This is a genomic window from Neokomagataea thailandica NBRC 106555 (assembly GCF_001598495.1).
GTDB lineage: Bacteria > Pseudomonadota > Alphaproteobacteria > Acetobacterales > Acetobacteraceae > Gluconobacter > Gluconobacter thailandicus_A.
Map to the genome: position 1 here is coordinate 1 of NZ_BCZB01000037.1, position 16,414 is coordinate 16,414.

13 protein-coding genes and 1 pseudogene are annotated in these 16,414 nt (G+C 51.9%); 8 read left to right on the forward strand and 6 right to left on the reverse strand.

Going from position 1 to position 16,414, the window contains the following annotated elements:
* The 3 genes from NTH01S_RS10400 to NTH01S_RS10410 all read left to right on the forward strand — a co-directional run.
* Positions 1-2,884: Hint domain-containing protein (locus tag NTH01S_RS10400; RefSeq protein WP_068173456.1), on the forward strand; the 2,884-nt coding region annotated here is incomplete at its 5' end.
* 704 nt (positions 2,885-3,588) lie between these two features.
* On the forward strand, positions 3,589-4,032 hold the full coding sequence (locus NTH01S_RS10405) for a glycoside hydrolase family protein (protein ID WP_068173460.1): 444 nt from the start codon (positions 3,589-3,591) through the stop codon (positions 4,030-4,032).
* Positions 4,029-4,448, forward strand: coding sequence for a hypothetical protein (locus NTH01S_RS10410; RefSeq protein WP_068173461.1), 420 nt, complete (start codon positions 4,029-4,031; stop codon positions 4,446-4,448). Before NTH01S_RS10405 ends, NTH01S_RS10410 begins: the two co-directional genes overlap by 4 nt.
* A gap of 174 nt (positions 4,449-4,622) precedes the next feature.
* On the opposite strand, the pseudogene NTH01S_RS11660 reads toward NTH01S_RS10410, so the two are convergent.
* Together NTH01S_RS11660 and NTH01S_RS11805 are read right to left on the reverse strand one after the other, a co-directional pair.
* Positions 4,623-5,321 (reverse strand): annotated as a pseudogene (locus NTH01S_RS11660) (transposase); the annotation flags it as partial.
* A 224-nt stretch (positions 5,322-5,545) separates the two neighbouring features.
* On the reverse strand, positions 5,546-5,722 hold the full coding sequence (locus NTH01S_RS11805) for a transposase (RefSeq protein WP_157070951.1): 177 nt from the start codon (positions 5,720-5,722) through the stop codon (positions 5,546-5,548).
* Between the two features lie 124 nt (positions 5,723-5,846).
* Here NTH01S_RS11805 and NTH01S_RS10425 point away from each other — a divergent pair, with 124 nt between their 5' ends.
* A complete protein-coding gene (locus NTH01S_RS10425; RefSeq protein ID WP_068173463.1) occupies positions 5,847-6,029 on the forward strand; it encodes an entericidin A/B family lipoprotein in 183 nt (60 codons plus the stop codon).
* 54 nt (positions 6,030-6,083) lie between these two features.
* Here NTH01S_RS10425 and ade read toward each other — a convergent pair whose 3' ends face one another.
* Positions 6,084-7,796: an adenine deaminase gene (gene ade, locus NTH01S_RS10430; RefSeq protein ID WP_370664323.1), complete on the reverse strand. Its 1,713-nt coding sequence runs from the start codon at positions 7,794-7,796 to the stop codon at positions 6,084-6,086.
* Between the two features lie 111 nt (positions 7,797-7,907).
* Here ade and NTH01S_RS10435 point away from each other — a divergent pair, with 111 nt between their 5' ends.
* From NTH01S_RS10435 to NTH01S_RS10450, 4 genes are all read left to right on the forward strand, one after another.
* Positions 7,908-9,155, forward strand: a complete 1,248-nt coding sequence (locus NTH01S_RS10435) for a TIGR03862 family flavoprotein (protein ID WP_068173476.1) — start codon at positions 7,908-7,910, stop codon at positions 9,153-9,155.
* On the forward strand, positions 9,152-10,594 hold the full coding sequence (locus tag NTH01S_RS10440) for an ATP-binding protein (RefSeq protein ID WP_068173465.1): 1,443 nt from the start codon (positions 9,152-9,154) through the stop codon (positions 10,592-10,594). Before NTH01S_RS10435 ends, NTH01S_RS10440 begins: the two co-directional genes overlap by 4 nt.
* A 111-nt stretch (positions 10,595-10,705) precedes the next feature.
* Entirely contained in the window at positions 10,706-13,192 is a 2,487-nt protein-coding gene (locus NTH01S_RS10445) for a TonB-dependent receptor (protein WP_068173467.1), read from the forward strand.
* Between the two features lie 14 nt (positions 13,193-13,206).
* The gene (locus NTH01S_RS10450) at positions 13,207-14,328 is read left to right on the forward strand and encodes a glycerophosphodiester phosphodiesterase family protein (RefSeq protein WP_068173469.1); all 1,122 of its coding nucleotides are present in this window, start codon (positions 13,207-13,209) and stop codon (positions 14,326-14,328) included.
* Between the two features lie 205 nt (positions 14,329-14,533).
* Here NTH01S_RS10450 and NTH01S_RS10455 read toward each other — a convergent pair whose 3' ends face one another.
* The 3 genes from NTH01S_RS10455 to pgl all read right to left on the reverse strand — a co-directional run.
* Complete coding sequence (locus NTH01S_RS10455) at positions 14,534-15,124, reverse strand: gluconokinase (protein WP_370664324.1); 591 nt, start codon at positions 15,122-15,124, stop codon at positions 14,534-14,536.
* Positions 15,109-15,813 (reverse strand): ribose 5-phosphate isomerase A, encoded by a 705-nt coding sequence (gene rpiA / locus NTH01S_RS10460; RefSeq protein WP_068173472.1) that lies wholly within the window; start codon positions 15,811-15,813, stop codon positions 15,109-15,111. Before rpiA ends, NTH01S_RS10455 begins: the two co-directional genes overlap by 16 nt.
* A 14-nt stretch (positions 15,814-15,827) precedes the next feature.
* Positions 15,828-16,414: 6-phosphogluconolactonase (gene pgl / locus NTH01S_RS10465; protein ID WP_068173478.1), on the reverse strand; the 587-nt coding region annotated here is incomplete at its 5' end.

Sequence of the window (16,414 nt, forward strand, 5' to 3'; positions counted from 1 at the left end):
TGTGCTGTGGGCTGAAGCCAATGGTGTTGTTAATAGCGCTACAATTAATAACGGTGGCGTAGCGACGGCCGATAACGGCGGCTCAATTAATAACACTACAGTTAGCTCTGGTGGTCTCATCCAAGACTATACAAATCCTAATTACGGTGCCGTTGGAAATATATCAGCAGCCAATATATTGTCCGGTGGAACAGAGCTTATTTCCAGTGGTGGTTACGGCTATGCGGATACCATTCAAAGTGGTGGTACAGAAATTATTTCCGGTGCGGGTACTGGTGTTAATGACACGGTGCTGTCTGGTGGCACAGGGCTGGTAAATGCGGGCGGAACAGAAGTTGTTTCTAGCGGAACAGGTTCTGGGATATTGGCTCAAGGGGGAACAATTCTTGTTTCTTCAGGCGGCGTAGCAACCGGCGAAACGGCGACATCCGGTGGATATATTGCGGTCAACGCAGGCACCGCCATTGACACGACTATCAACACCAGTGCGCATATGGATGTTGGTAGTGGTGGTGCGACGAGTATTGTTAGTGGAACTATTCTTTCCGGTTATGCGGTCAATGAGTATATTTATGGTCCAGGCTCCTCAACATCAGGGTCTGTATTCTCGGGTGCAACGGAATTCGTTGGAAAAGCAGGCGCTTTTGGTGGCGGTGTCTCAACTGATGATACGGTCTTTTCCAGTGGTGTGCTGTGGGCTGAAGCCAATGGTGTTGTTAATAGCGCTACAATTAATAACGGTGGCGTAGCGACGGCCGATAACGGCGGCTCAATTAATAACACTACAGTTAGCTCTGGTGGTCTCATCCAAGACTATACAAATCCTAATTACGGTGCCGTTGGAAATATATCAGCAGCCAATATATTGTCCGGTGGAACAGAGCTTATTTCCAGTGGTGGTTACGGTTATGCGGATACCATTCAAAGTGGTGGTACAGAAATTATTTCCGGTGCGGGTACAGGATATAATGATATCGCTGCGGCTAGTGGTGGTATTGTAGTTTCTAATGGTGGCTACGAATATGCTTCATCTGGCAGTGCTGCAAATGTAACGGCTCTTTCTGGAGGCATTATTGCTGTCTTTAGCTCGGGTACGATCTCTGGGGCAGTCGTCTCCGCAGGAGGTTCATTCCGGGATGGGTTGTATAATGGACAAACTGCGTCTATTGTGGGTGAAGATATTGACACAGTTATATCTTCCGGTGGTCAGGCATTATTTTATAATCGTGCAGTCTCTATTAGTGCCCATATTCTAAGTGGTGGTTATGCTGACGTTGGGTATGGCCAAAATGGTGCGCTGACAGGCACGAACCAACTTCTCTTCTCGGCGGCAACGATTGATTCTGGTGGTTCTGCTAGCGTTGAAAAAGCAACGGTTACATCAAATGTAATGTTGTCTGGCGGAACAATGAGCTTGTTGGGTTCTGGTGCAGAGGCATATGCAACGGTTATTGAGGCAGGAGGTCTCGAGACACTGTCTGTAGATACGACTGAAACGGGAGCTATTATCTCCAGTGGAGGAACCGTATTAATTAATTCAATATCCAATTTGCAAAGTGGTTATCTATACAGAGATGGTTCGATAGATTTCAACTACCTTGGTGGAACCATAACGTCAGCCACAGTAAATTCTAATAATGTTATTACGGTATACTCCGATAATGGAGAATCAACCAGTATACAGATGGCTGGTATTTATCCGGATGTTGTTCAGTCTAATACTGAAAAATCTCTTAATGCGAATATGGTGGAAGCGTATACCACAGAAACTTCCAACAATAACGCAAGCACTACAACCAGTACGGGCGATGCCTCGTTTACCATTAATGGCGATACCATTACACTCGTATGTTTCTTGGGTGGTACGGAAATTCGAACGCCATTGGGTGTTCAAACTGTCGAAAGCCTAAAGATAGGCGATGAGGTTCTGACATACGACTGGCGTAATAATGCGGAAGTGGTGGAAAAACTTACTTGGGTTGGAACTCAAAAAAGTGTCTTCCGTCCTCACCTACCGGATGATGAAGCTGGTTATCCAGTGCGTATCTTAGCTGGTGCCATCTCTGATAATGTACCAAGTCATGATCTGTTAGTAACGCCTGAACATTGCTTGTTCTTCGATGGCATGTTTGTGCCCGCACGTATGTTGGTTAATGGTAAAAGCATCCAATACGACTACAGTTTAACAAACTACTCTGTTTACCATATTGAGACTGCCAAGCACTCAGTTTTGTGGTCTCAAGGTATGCTTTCGGAAAGTTACTTGGACACGGGTAATAGACGGAACTTCGCGCAACATGGCCCTCTGGCCACCTTGTATACTAAAATGGCATCATGGCAGCATGACGCTGCTGCCCCCCTCGCTGTTCAGCGTGAACTTGTTGAGCCGATCTTTCAAAAGATCGCTAAGCGTGCTGGGGGAGTAAAGAGAGTATCCGAACTGACAGAAGATCATAACGTTAGGTTAATTGGTGAAGATGGTGTAGATATTTTACCCATGCGAGTTAATAATGGATATGCTGTTTTTCATGTCCCTAGTCCTATCAAATCACTACGCATTATTTCTCGTTCTAGCCGTCCATATGATGTGATAGGTCCTTATTTAGACGATAGACGCGAATTAGGTATTTTGGTGGGTTCAATTAAAGTATTTTCTCACAACGGAGTCCAACATATTACGGATCACCTGAATTCAATTGAATTGGACGGCTGGCATGCATTGGACGATTCTGGTTATCGTTGGACAAATGGCGATGCATACTTGCCAATAGATATAAATTATAGTCATGCTACTCATTGTGTGGTAGCAGTGGAAATTATTTCTTCTGTAAGTTATATTTTAAATAAAGATAAAGATAAAGATAATTATGTTACTTTCGCTTAAGTGAAATAATACAATATTCCGCATCCAATTAATTTTAATTTGGATGCGGAATATTGATTAATTAGATTATTGCTTTTGAATTTTTTGACCTGTTTAAAAAAATTTAAAATTATTGTTTTTGTGTTAGTTTCCATATAAATAACGTGCTGATTTTACCCGAAGTTAAATTTCTGTATCGAGACGTAATCATTCCAAAAATCAACTTTGCAACAGGGCCGACCGACCACTGCTCCCCTGATCCGCCTGCTTGCTCCTGTATCACTAAGCAGACAGACTGCAATCGCTCACACCTCGGACATTTTGATGGGCAAAGTTATTTCCCGATAGCCGACATGGCCCTGTTGCAAAGTTAGGTTTGGGGCGTGTGGGCCCTGTTTGTTTTGATTTTCAAACGGTTTCGAAGCTGAATTGCCTTTCAATCAGACACACCTCTCCCATGATACCCTATTGGAATTGGAAAAGTTCAGATCGAGGGATCGAATAACTGTTGAGTGATGGTTGTCCGGCGTATGGCTGTGTGGATTGCCGGCTGATTTTAAGATTTTCGAATGCGCCTTTGCTCTTACATTGAGAGTGAAGGGGCGCTTTCTGTCCTGATTGCTATGCGGCGGCCTTTTTACTTTCGAGGAAAATAAGGCGTCGCATATTGTAGACGATATTGGCCGGGCGGAGCATCTGGTGTGACGCTCGGGCCGGGGTATGACATGCGCGATCGTCTCCGGGCAGAAATCGAGCAGAAATTGCGAGATATTGGAGTTAACTCCGGTATTGCGGCCCGTGTGTCGGCGGGTGCCGGACTGCGGGGCGAAGCCGCCAGAAGGTTTGCCGAGGTCAACCACGATCTCGTCAATCTGACGGATGATCAGGAGGCGCACCTGCTCCAGGTCAATCTTCCCAGTTACGAGGCGATCGTACGACGGGGCATCCATGTCTACCTGACACAAAACGAGTTCGACGCCCTCGTTTCGTTCGTCTACAATCCGGGGGCCGGTTGGCGGGGTGTGCGCGCCGCTATCAACAGCGGTGACAAGCAAGAGGCCGTCAGGATCATTGAAAACCAGGTGCGCTCGAAAGGCCAGATCATGGACGGTCTGATCAAGCGACGGCATGATGAGGCCATGCTATTTTTGAAAGGACAATATCAATGATTCATGTTGTCCTCAGCCTGATTTTTGCCGTCTTTATTAGTGGTACTGCCCTCGCGAGAGCCAAGCCGGAATCGTTGGAAGAGTTAACCCATAACCTCAACATTGTGCTCAACGAGGAACTTGATGGAAAGGCATCTCTCAACGGGCGGCTGATCGTGCGCGTCGAGCGTGCCTCGATTTGCAAGTCTGCGGTCTGGACACAGAGCAACGGTGTCGGATCGCCATTGCGGCGTGACCTACTGGAATGGGACGAGATGTTTGATGACAATCCTTGGTTTGATGCCCGATTTCACTATTGGAAGTTCGTCTACGCTGATCATCGGATCACCGATGTTATCTCCTTACCTCTCACGGCGCATCCAGACCGTTTTGACGATACGGCCGGTGTCAACCTCCTATCCTGTCTACCCAAGTGACATCATTGTTAACCACGTTTCCCGCGAACGAGGGCCGAAATAAACAAGCGCGACACCTTTCGTACAAATGCCAGCATGTCTTGAACAAGTCCTTCATCACCACTGCAATCAAAAGCGGACCGTCTCCATTCCTCTCCTTAACCTCCGATCGGCTCAATGAATTTGAAGTAAACCGGCGGCAGTCGTTTTCCACTTCCGGATCAGTCTGAATTTCTGGTCGATAGAAATATGGGATTTGTAGCCAAAGAATGAGATCACGAGATCCATTGCGGGTATGCTGCCGTCATCCTGACGCTTCGCCCTCGTGAACTTCAGCATCCATCAGGCATGCTGGTCCTTGTGGGATAGCTTTGAGGGTTCACCCTGCCAATCTTGAGGGATCCGCCCTTCCCGAAGATCGGCTTTCTCCGCATTGGTGTTGCGCTACTTGGGGGTTGCAACCAGTGTGGCGTCGAGGATCTGACCTGACATTGGCAGATAGCCTGCATCCCGCAGGGTCGCGTCATAACCGTTCAAACAGCCTTTCAATCGCGCCAGCCTGCGTCAGGCGTTCACGAAACAGCCAGAGCGTTTGGCATCCGGAACGCGGTCCGAAAGCTCCAAGCTAAGGAAACGCATGAAGGGCAAGCAATCATTGATCAGATATTCCGTCCGCTCGTCGGACAGAGTGTTCAACGTCTGGATCACCAGAATTCTGAACATCAGCATAGAATAAAACGGTGAGCGTCCGCCTTTGCTGCCATCCGCATAGGCCAGAGCCTTGTCCAACTCAGGACGGAAGACCTCAAAATCCACAGTCCGGGAAAAGGCTTCAAGCTGATCACTAAGCCCGCTCAGCCGCTCTTCAACATCAAAGAGCCCAGACCGCTTCATCATCCATCTCCGTCCCATCAACTCACAAGAGAGAATCACAGGGCAGGAACCAAAACTAGGAGTTTTTCGAACCTTTCACATGCAAGTCCGTCCTCGCGGAAGAGGACCATGACAGCATGCTAAAAACGCAAGTCTCACGCCTTTGTCTCACTAAGAACTGTGTTATTTTTTACGGCTCCCTCTTCTCATGAGGACGCAGATTCTCACAACGTAATTTCTCATGCTCACGTAATAAGGCGGCATGATCCGTCGAAGAAAAGAAGAGACAGAAAGGCCTGCTGCGCGTCCCTCATCCACTTCTTCAACGTCGATGTACCAATGCCTAGGTCTTGCGCAATGCGATCACCTGACAATCCACGGCTCAGCGCCAATCGGATCGCGCTTTGCTTAAAATCAGCCATGACACCTTCATATTGCCATCGAACAGCCATGTTCCGGGGAATACTATTGACGTTGTAGTCAGATTAGGAAACTTCCCAGCCTCTGCTGCGATATTCCTCCATCCTAATAAGAGGAGAAAACATCATGAACCGTAAAATTCTACGCACTGTAATGGCTATCACTCTGCTCGCCGGTGGAAGCCTCTCCCTCTCCGCATGTAATACAACGCGCGGCGCAGGTCAGGACATCTCAGCAGCAGGCAAAGCAACGTCAAACGCAGCAACCAGCGCTGAAAAGAAAATCAGCAGCTGGACCAGCGGCAAATAATAAAACCGCTTCTCTACGGCCCGTGCATCAAGCCGGGCCGTAGCTTACTCGACCTTAGACAAACGTCATTTTATTCACATCCACCAATCCACGATCCGTCAATTTCAAATGAGGGATCACCGGCAGCGCCAAAAAAGCAAGCTGCAAGAATGGCTCTTCCAAGGTTCCGCCCATAGCCTTCACCGCAGCGCGCAGTGCAATCAACTCATCACGCACTTGCTCATAGGGCGCATCACTCATCAGCCCCGCAACCGGCAAGGCCAGTTCGCCACGGATCTCTCCATCCTGCACAGCGACAAAGCCACCGCCCGTCGCCATGAGGCGTTCTACCGCAACCGCCATATCTGCATCATTTACCCCCACAACGCAGATATTATGGCTATCATGCCCGACGGAAGAGGCCAGTGCCCCGCCCTTCAAGCCGAAACCTTGAACAAATCCCTGCCCGATATTCTCATTATGCCCATGCCGCGCTACGACACAGAGCTTCGCAATATCCTGCGACACATCTGCTAAGACCTGCCCGTCACGCTGCGGCAGATCATGTGTCAGATATTCCGTGATAATTTGACCGGGAACGATCCCGATCACAGGGCGTGCCTTCCCCTCACCATGTACGGCCAACTCCGCCACGGTCACAGCATTCGCCCGGCGCATACTGTCTTTCCCAACCGGAGCAACCGTCTCACGCGTGCCAAACAAGGCATCATCCACCAGACGTCCAGCAGAAATCACATCGGAAACAAGACACTCTTCTAAACTGTCCAGAAGAACTACATCCGCCCGCTTGCCCGGCGCAATCATACCACGATCACGCAACCCAAAAGCCTGCGCAGCAGAGAGAGATGCAGCACGATAAGCCGCCAAAGGCGGCACGCCCAGCGCAATGGCCTTACGGATCAGATAATCCAAATGCCCTTCATGCGCGATTTCCAGCGGATTGCGGTCATCGGTACAGAAAGCAAAGAATGGTGACGTCTCAACCGTCAAAAGCGGAGCCAAAGCTTCTAGGTCTTTACAGACTGACCCTTCACGGATCAGCACGGTCATACCCTTGCGGACTTTTTCTAATGCTTCATCGGCACGCGTTGCTTCATGATCGGTCGTAATACCGGCTGCCAGATAACCATTCAGCGCAGTACCCCGCATCAGCGGTGCATGCCCATCAATATGACCACCAGAAAAAGCCGCTAACTTCGCCAAACACCCCGGGTCACCATGCAGAACACCCGGCATATTCATAAATTCAGCCAGACCAATCACCTGCGGATGATCACGATAGGCTACCAAAGAAGCCGCATCCAAGCTTGCACCGGATGTCTCCATATCCGTGGCTGGCACACAGCTGGAGAGATTAACACGCAAATCCATAATCATCCGTTCAGATGATTTCAGGAAATAATCAAACGCCCCACCACCAATGACATTCGCCAGTTCATGCGGGTCACACACAGCCGTCGTCACACCATGCGGCAAAACGCAACGGTCAAACTCCTGCGGCGTCACCAAAGACGATTCAACATGAAGATGCGTGTCAATGAAACCCGGCACCGCAATACGCCCGCGCCCTTCAATCACCGTATGCCCTTCATAACAGCCATACGTTCCCACTACCGTATCACCACATAGGGCAATATCCGTCGGGACTAATTCACCAGTCACAAAGTCCAGCAGCCGCACATCACGGATCACCACATCAGCCGGTTCAGCACCTTGGCCTTGGGCAATACGCTTCTTCAAGATGCGTTCCATTCCCGTTTCTGACATGATGATCTCCTTCTTTATCATGGCAAGGCCATCGCACACCGCGCTTTACGCGCGCAACATCCTTCATCGAAAAACCTGACAAATTCTGTAGAACGTGGCATGGAACCGGGCATGACCCCAGCACATAGCCCGACGCACAACCCCGCACAGACCATAGATATTATCGGCGCAGGCCCCACAGGCCTCATGGCGGCCGAGCAGCTTTCTGCCTCCGGCCATCACGTACATCTTTATGATGCTATGCCGAGTGTTGGGCGTAAATTCCTCATGGCTGGGCGTTCAGGCCTCAACCTCACCCACGCCGAACCGCTTGATCGTTTCCTCACCCGCTATGGCACGGCACAATCATGGCTCGAACCCGCCATCCGTGCCTTCCCTCCTGAAGCCCTACGTGCATGGGCAGAGGAACTCGGTCAGCCTTGCTTCACAGGATCTTCCGGCCGCGTATTCCCCAAGACTCTCAAAGCCTCCCCCCTACTCCGGGCATGGCTCAGCCGCCTCACCGCCTCAGGCGTTTCTTTGCACACGCGCCACCGCTTTACACAACGCAGCGCCGCAGGAAACCACTTCTCCACTCCCAATGGTGAACACATCTCACAGCCCGCCGCCACTCTACTCGCCCTCGGCGGCACAAGCTGGAGCCGCCTTGGCTCTGATGGCGCGTGGAGCCACCTCTTCCCCGGTGCGGTCACGCCGTTTGCACCATCAAATTGCGGCTTTGTTCCCGCATGGTCGCCCGAATTTCAAACACGGCATGACGGCACGATACTGCACGGCATAGCCCTTACTATTGAAGGCCATACCCGCCGCGGAGACCTAACGGTGACACAACGTGGCCTCGAAGGCAGCGCACTCTATGCCCTCTCCCCCATATTACGGGAGCAACTGGCACAACACGGCCAAGTCACCATCACACTCGACCTCAGACCCACTCTGACCATCACGCAAATCGAAGAACGGCTGAACACACAACGCCCACGTGAAAGCCTTTCCAACCGTCTTCGCAAAGCCCTCTCTCTCGATACACTCGGCCGAGACCTCCTGCGTGACGCCACACCAAAAGGCGCCACGCCCACAGAGCTTGCTCGCGCTATCAAAGCCCTCCCCCTCACGTTAAAGGCTACCGACACACTGGACCGTGCCATTTCAACGGCAGGCGGTTTAAAACACAGCGCCATGAACGAACACTACATGCTCCACACCCATCCGGGCCTTTTTGCCGCGGGTGAAATGCTCGACTGGGAAGCCCCAACGGGCGGCTACCTCCTCCAAGCCTGTTTTTCGACGGGCCTTGCCGCAGCAAAGGGCATCACTCACTGGCTCGAATCACAAGATTCCGCTATCCGCTTGACCCCATGACCTCCATCATTCTCGGACAGGGCCGTGACGGCTCCGCTATAGACCTCGATCTCCCAGAACTTCTCGCCACGCGGCTTCTAGTTCAAGGCAACTCCGGCTCCGGCAAATCACATTTGCTGCGCCGCTTGCTGGAACAAACGGCCAATGTCGTCCAACAGGTCATGATCGACCCAGAGGGAGACTTCGTCACCCTCGCTGAACGCTATGATCACTTGGTGATTGACGTTGAAGATCAAAGCGAAGCTAGCTTACGGGCCGCGGGCGAACGTGTCCGAGCGCATCGCGCTTCGGTCGTACTGAACCTCGAACACGTCGAGGCCGAAATGCAGCTCCGCGCGGCAGGTGCCTTCCTGAACGGCATGTTTGAGGCCCCACGTGCACATTGGTACCCTGTCCTCGTCGTGGTGGATGAGGCACAACTTTTCGCCCCTGCTGCCGGTGGCGATACAACCGACGAAGCCCGCCGTCTCTCCCTCGGCGCCATGACCAACCTCATGTGCCGTGGTCGTAAGCGTGGTCTCGCAGGTGTCATCGCCACGCAACGTCTGGCAAAGCTGGCAAAGAACGTCGCGGCGGAAGCTTCAAACTTCCTGATGGGCCGCACATTCCTCGATATTGATATGGCCCGTGCGGCTGATCTGTTGGGGATGGAACGCCGTGCCGCTGAATCCTTCCGTGATCTCGCTCGTGGTCAGTTCATGGCACTTGGCCCCGCCCTCTCACGGCGCCCCAAACTCGTTGCCATTGGCAGCGTAGAAACAGCCAGCCATGCAACCGGCCCTATTCTCGTCCCGCTCGAACCCATAGCTGCGGAAGATTTGCGCGATATTATTTTAGAGCCGGTCGCTGAACTCTCCGCCCGCCCACGCCGTGAAACACGCCCGCCACCGCCTGACCTTTTGGCCCAGCTCGATGCATACGGCACGAACCGCGATACGGCTGAGACAAACGCCCCCGTGGCGGAGCCCATCACGGCCGATCCAGAAACATTATGGTCCTTAGTCTCCGAAGTCGCACACGGTGAAGGCTCAGATTACAAACCACTGGCTACGTTGTATCAAGACTTCCAACTCCGCGCCCGTATTCTCGGCCTGCCCCGTACTATTCTAGACCTCGGCAACTTTCAGCGCCTGCTGATCAATTGCCGAACAGGCTTAGAGAGGGAGCGCGCAGAAAGCAGCGAATGGCAACAAGCCGAGGCCATGGCGCAGACACTTCCCGAAGATGTACGTGGTGTTTTCCTCCTCCTCGCACGTCATGCATGGGATGAAGCCCCTTGCCCGGATGATGATGCCCTCGCCCGCGCCTATGGCACACATTCTCTAGGCCGCGCCCGCCGTCAACTCAATTACCTCGAGGAGCGCGAAGTCATTGTTTTACAGCAAACGACATCCTCTCGCCGTGTTGCTATTGTCGGTATTGGCTGGTCCACAGCCTGATAAATACCAAGTCATAAAATTGAAATAATTTATTAATATGAGTTTCACACTATAAACATCTGGTAATGTCTAGGTTCCGACCCGGTTTTCATGTCATCCATAAGGTTGTCCATGTCGGGTCTTTTTTTGCGTCGTCGCGCGCAACTTGCACTATTCTGCTCCCCTATCGCAGTTGCTTTTGCGTCGGCGCATGCAGCGCCTGTGCATCACCACGTTAAGAAGGCTGTTGCAACACATGCCACTAAAGCGGTGCAGCATACGCCTAAGGTCGCACCACAGCCCCCAGTAAACGCCCCTGCTGCCACAGTTGCTCCCGTAGCTGCACGTCCAGCACCAATCGTTGCGCCAAAAGCGATCTCTGCGCCTGCTAGCAGTAACGAGCAGCTTATCATCACCGCACGCCGTACCCACTCCGAACAAACTGTCGGTCGTGTACAGATGCAGCGTGAACTGCCCGGAATCAGCCCGATTAAAGCCCTCTCCGTTCTTCCCGGCGTCGTCTTTAATAACGCTGATCCATGGGGCAATAATGAGCAGAACTCCTCGCTGATCGTGCATGGTTTTAACCAAAACCAACTCGGTTACACTTTGGACGGCATTCCTTTGGGTGACCAAGCCTACGGCAACTATAACGGCCTCTCCCCACAACGTGCCGTCATTAGTGAAAATGTCGGCGCGGCCTCCATCGCAACAGGCGCAGGTGACCTTGGCACAGCCTCAACATCCAATCTGGGTGGCTCTCTGCAATTCTCTACCCAAGACCCTTCTCACCGCCGTGGTGCACAGGTGGAGCAAGTCTTTGGTAGCTTCTCTACCTTCCGCACATTCGCACGCGTTGATACGGGTGATTTCGGAAACGGCAACAATGCCTATCTGTCCTTCGTGCGCCAAGATGCCCGCTCTTGGGATAATCCTGGCTCACATCAAGGCGGCTATCAGGTCAACGCCAAATTCCGACACGATGACGCGCATGATCACGTTTCTGTCTTCTTTGACTGGTCTCAGAAAGCTGAGCCGAACGAAGACCCCATTACAATTACCCCGACATCAACGAACATTCCTTACGTCCGTCCGTTCATGTTCCCTGACATGAACTACGCACAAAACTATATTAACTCACCTAATATCAAAAATATCATCGCGTCTAACAACTACCGCAACTATTACGGTGGTGCACAGCGTGAAGACTTCCTCGCTTACGCTAAATGGAACCATGATTTCAGTGAAAATCTACACTGGGATAATAACTTCTATTACCATCATGACCTTGGCGAAGGCATCATCGCTGGCCCAGCAACTGTAGCTGGACTCCCATCACTCTTCTCCGCTTACTTCCCAAATATGAGCCAACAAAGCCTCAATACTGTCTTCGGTGGTTCAGGTTACGCAACCCGCACAACGGAATACTGGGATAATCGAGGAGGCCTCACCTCCACCCTGCGCTATCACCTTGGTCAGCATTCCATCGAATTGGGTGGCTGGTATGAACGCAACAACAACACACAAGCACGCCGTTGGTATCCGTTCTCATTCTCCAACCCAACAACGCCTTATGAGCGTCAACAAAACCCACTCATCCACCAATACACGAACTACTTCTACACCAATACGTTCGTGACCCATCTGCAAGATACATGGCAGGTCTCTAAGAACTTCTCTCTGATGGGCGGTTTCAAATCTGAGCTGGTTTATACAAACGGTACACTGCCCGTAGCGTCCAAGACCGGCGTGACCGTACCAGGTGGCACAATCAGCACGACTAAGCCTTTCCTTCCGGCTTTTGGTGCAACCTGGACCATCTCACCGCATGAGCAGTGGTTCGCCAACATCCAGCAAAACGTTCGCTCCTTCCAAGCCGCAGGTACAGGCAACCCAACCCCTTGGGGCGCAACAACTCAGGCTGCTTTCGAAGCATTCCGCAAATACGGCAAGCCTGAAACATCATGGACCTACGAAACCGGCCTGCGTGAACATCGTTCGCTTAACCTAGGCCCGATCACCGGCTTTGAAGGCCAAGTGAACTACTACCATGTTCACTTCTCTAACCGTTTGCTCGCCATCGCAACGAGTAACATTTACTCCGTCGCTGGTGCCGCCACCATCATGGCAAACGTTGGTTCCGTGGATACAAACGGCGTCGACATCAACGGCACACTGCACCTAGGGCCGCATTTCTCATTGTATGACGCACTGTCCTACAACAAGTCTCAGTACAATGCAGACTACATGAACAATGGGAAAGTCGTTGCAACAGCCGGCAAAAACGTGGCGAATGTTCCATCTTGGAGCAATAAGTTCATCGCCAGCACCAACTGGGGCAACGCTTACGGTCAGTTCATTGGTGAGTATCAGGGCAAGCGTTACACCACCTACACGAATGACATGTCCTCACCGTCTTACAAGCTGTTCAGCATGAATGCTGGCTATACCTTCAACAATATCCCGCATATTGCGTCTCTGAAGGTACAGGGTAACATCACGAACCTCACCGGAGAGCGTGGCTGGTCCACCATCAATGCCGGTGCAGCAAGTGGCCAATACACAGCCTTCCCAATCGCACCACGTATGTACTTCATGACCATCAGCGGTTCTCTGTAAGGAACACAATAACCATGTTGACCCGCCGTAAGACCCTTGGCCTCCTCACGGCGGCCAGCATGGCTCCCGCGATTATCACCTCACGGGGGGCAGCACATGCTGCCCCCTCTCTTGCTCCGCAACCACTGATCTTTGCCCATCGTGGCGCATCAGCACTGCGACCTGAGCACACTTTTGGTTCCTATGCCAAAGCCATGCAGGACGGCGCCGATTTTATCGAGCCAGACCTCGTCATGACAAAGGACGGCCACTTGGTCGTCCGCCATGAACCGAACATCGTCGAAACAACCGATGTCGCCGATCACCCGGAGTTTGCAAACCGTCGCCGCACGGTCACGATTGACGGAGAAAAGCAAACCGGTTGGTTCACGTTTGACTTCACTCTTGCTGAAATCAAAACACTTCGCGCGCGTGAACGTCTTGCAACACTCCGCCCACAGAACACCCGTTATAATGATCGCTTTGCTATCCCTACATTTGAAGAAATGATTGAACTGGTTTCTGCAGAAGCATCAGCGACTGGGAAAACCTTTGGCATTATCCCTGAAATCAAACACTCAACGTTCTTCCATAGCATTGGGCTCGATCCTGAGACCGAATTCCTACGTATTATCGCAGCACACGAATATACCCGTCAGGCACCGCTAGAACTGCAATCTTTCGAAACTGCCAATCTCGCGAAAATTCGCAGCCAAGTCCTTGCCATCAACCCGCAAGCCCGTCTGATGTTCCTCATGGATGACCGTAACGTCGTTCCGGCCGACATCGCCACTGCCGGGAAGAAAACAACCTTTGGTGACTTCATGACACCATCTGGGCTGCAAGAAATCCGCCACTTTGCCGACGTCATTGGCCCATCCAACGTCGATATTATTCCGCGTGATGCTCAAGGCGCATGGTTAGCCCCATCCAGCCTCATCACTGATGCCCATAACGCAGGCTTGCTGGTCCACTCTTACACCGCACGGCCAGAGAACATCTTTCTACCCAAACAACTCCGTGGCCCCGGCGGCCCAGCAGCACGCAACCCTGAGGGAATGATTGCTGAACTCCGTCGTTATCTAGACCTTGGTCTTGATGGCTTCTTTACGGATGATCCAGCTATCGGACGCCTCGCCCTTAACGGCCCGATTTAAGCAAAGCACCTCTAAATTGTCCAAATGATGGGAAGGTTATCCCCAGTTTCATGGAACATCTCAGGGGACGGGCCTGTGGATAGCACCTGAACAACGTGCACGATCTCTACAAAACCTCAGAACCGTGCGCCTCTCTGTCAGGGCATAAAAAACGGCACAGTCTTTATCAGACCGTGCCGTTTTCAGAGAAAGCATCTTACTGATTTTATTCAGAAAGAACCCCTGAAGAGACTTGCACCATTGCATGTGCATCATCCCCCAATAACTTAACGAGTTCTTCTACGACACGTTCTGCCGCTTGCTCACCGTTCACAGCAATAACAGGCTCATCATCTCCGGGCTCTTCCAATATAGCAAGTTGGCTCGGCAAAAGTGTCGGAGGCATAAAGTGTCCTTCCCGCGCAGCCATACGCTCACGCAGGACCTCTTCACTCACCTTCACATAGACAAACTCAACCGGCAGACCGCCTGCCCGCAAACGCTCACGATAAGAACGCTTCAACGCCGAGCACGTCAAAACAGCGCCATGACCCATGTTTCTCTCACGCTCAAGCCAGTCATGACACAGCTCAAGCCATGGATACCGATCTTCATCCGTAAGAGGCTGCCCAGAAGACATTTTCTGAACATTCTTTTCAGGGTGCAACGCATCGCCCTCCTGAAAATCCCAGCCCAATCTACGCGCGAGTTCAGCCGCCACCGTTGTTTTACCCGTTCCACACACCCCCATCACGACGATGAAATGTGGACGAGGCGTAGGCGTCTTGTTCTCTGAGGGTGTTACTTCCGTTCCCACCGCTCTACTCCATGATCCATTGCGACGAAGACCTCATTGGTCATGCTGAGGAACATGCCATGCTCCACGACCCCAACAATTGATCCAATTCGTTGCTGAAGCTTTTCTGCGTCTTCAATCAGTCCAAAAACGCAGTCTAGGATCAGATTCCCATTATCCGTGATGAAATGATGCCCGTGACTATCCATCCGAGGCTTTACCGCAACAGCGCCACACTCTTTCAAGCGCTCTGCCGTGCACTCCCACCCGAAGAACACAACTTCCACCGGAATCGGCGCCCGCTCACCCAAATGATCCACTGGCTTCCGATTATCAACAATCACCACAAAACGCTTGGCAGATTGCGCGACAATTTTTTCGCGCAACAAAGCTCCGCCCAACCCCTTCACAAGGTGTAACGTGCCACGCTGCACTTCGTCCGCGCCATCAATCGCAATATCAAGCACACGATGCTGCGAAAAATCCGTCAACTTAATGCCAGCTTTGACGGCCTTTTCCGCACTATCAATGGAGGTCGGAATCGCTTCAATGCATAGCCCTTCAGCCACGCGCTCTCCCAAACGCTCAATCATATACTTGGCGGTGCTGCCCGTTCCGAGGCCAACCGTCATCCCATCCTCTACAAGGTCCGCAGCACGCCGTGCCGCCATACGCTTGTAGATTTCAATTTCTGAGACGGCACCACTCATGGCTCGCGCCCCCCTTATTCGCCAGCAGCAGCGCGGTCCGCCAGAATGACAATGCGCCCTTCTGACGTCACCCGTGCGGATGGCAGTTCTTGATCACCTGCGCGCAAACGGCCCAGCATTTCGACTTTGGACGCACCCGTCACAAGGAAAACAACCAACGCGCTTGACGCAATCGCCGGATAGGTCAGCGTTATACGCTCATATGGTGCTGTTTCTGGCGCAGCAACACCAACCCATGCCTTCGTTTCATGAAGGACCGGTTGCCCTGGGAACAAAGATGCCGTGTGGCCATCTGTACCCAGTCCCAACATCACCAAATCAAACAAGGGGCGCCCCTTTTCCAAGGTGTCCGCGCCATAAACGGCCTTTAGAGACTTTTCATAAACCGCCGCATCTGCTGAAACGGTAGCGCCCGTCGGAATAGGGAAAACATTCTCAGCCGGAACTGGGACGTGCCTAAGTAAGACAGCCTGCGCAACGGTTTGGTTAGCGTCTTTATGACCGACTTCTACATGGCGCTCATCACCATAAAAAATCTGTAACCGATCCCACGCCACACGACTCCGATACGGTTCTGACGCCAGAAGCTCAAACAAACGCT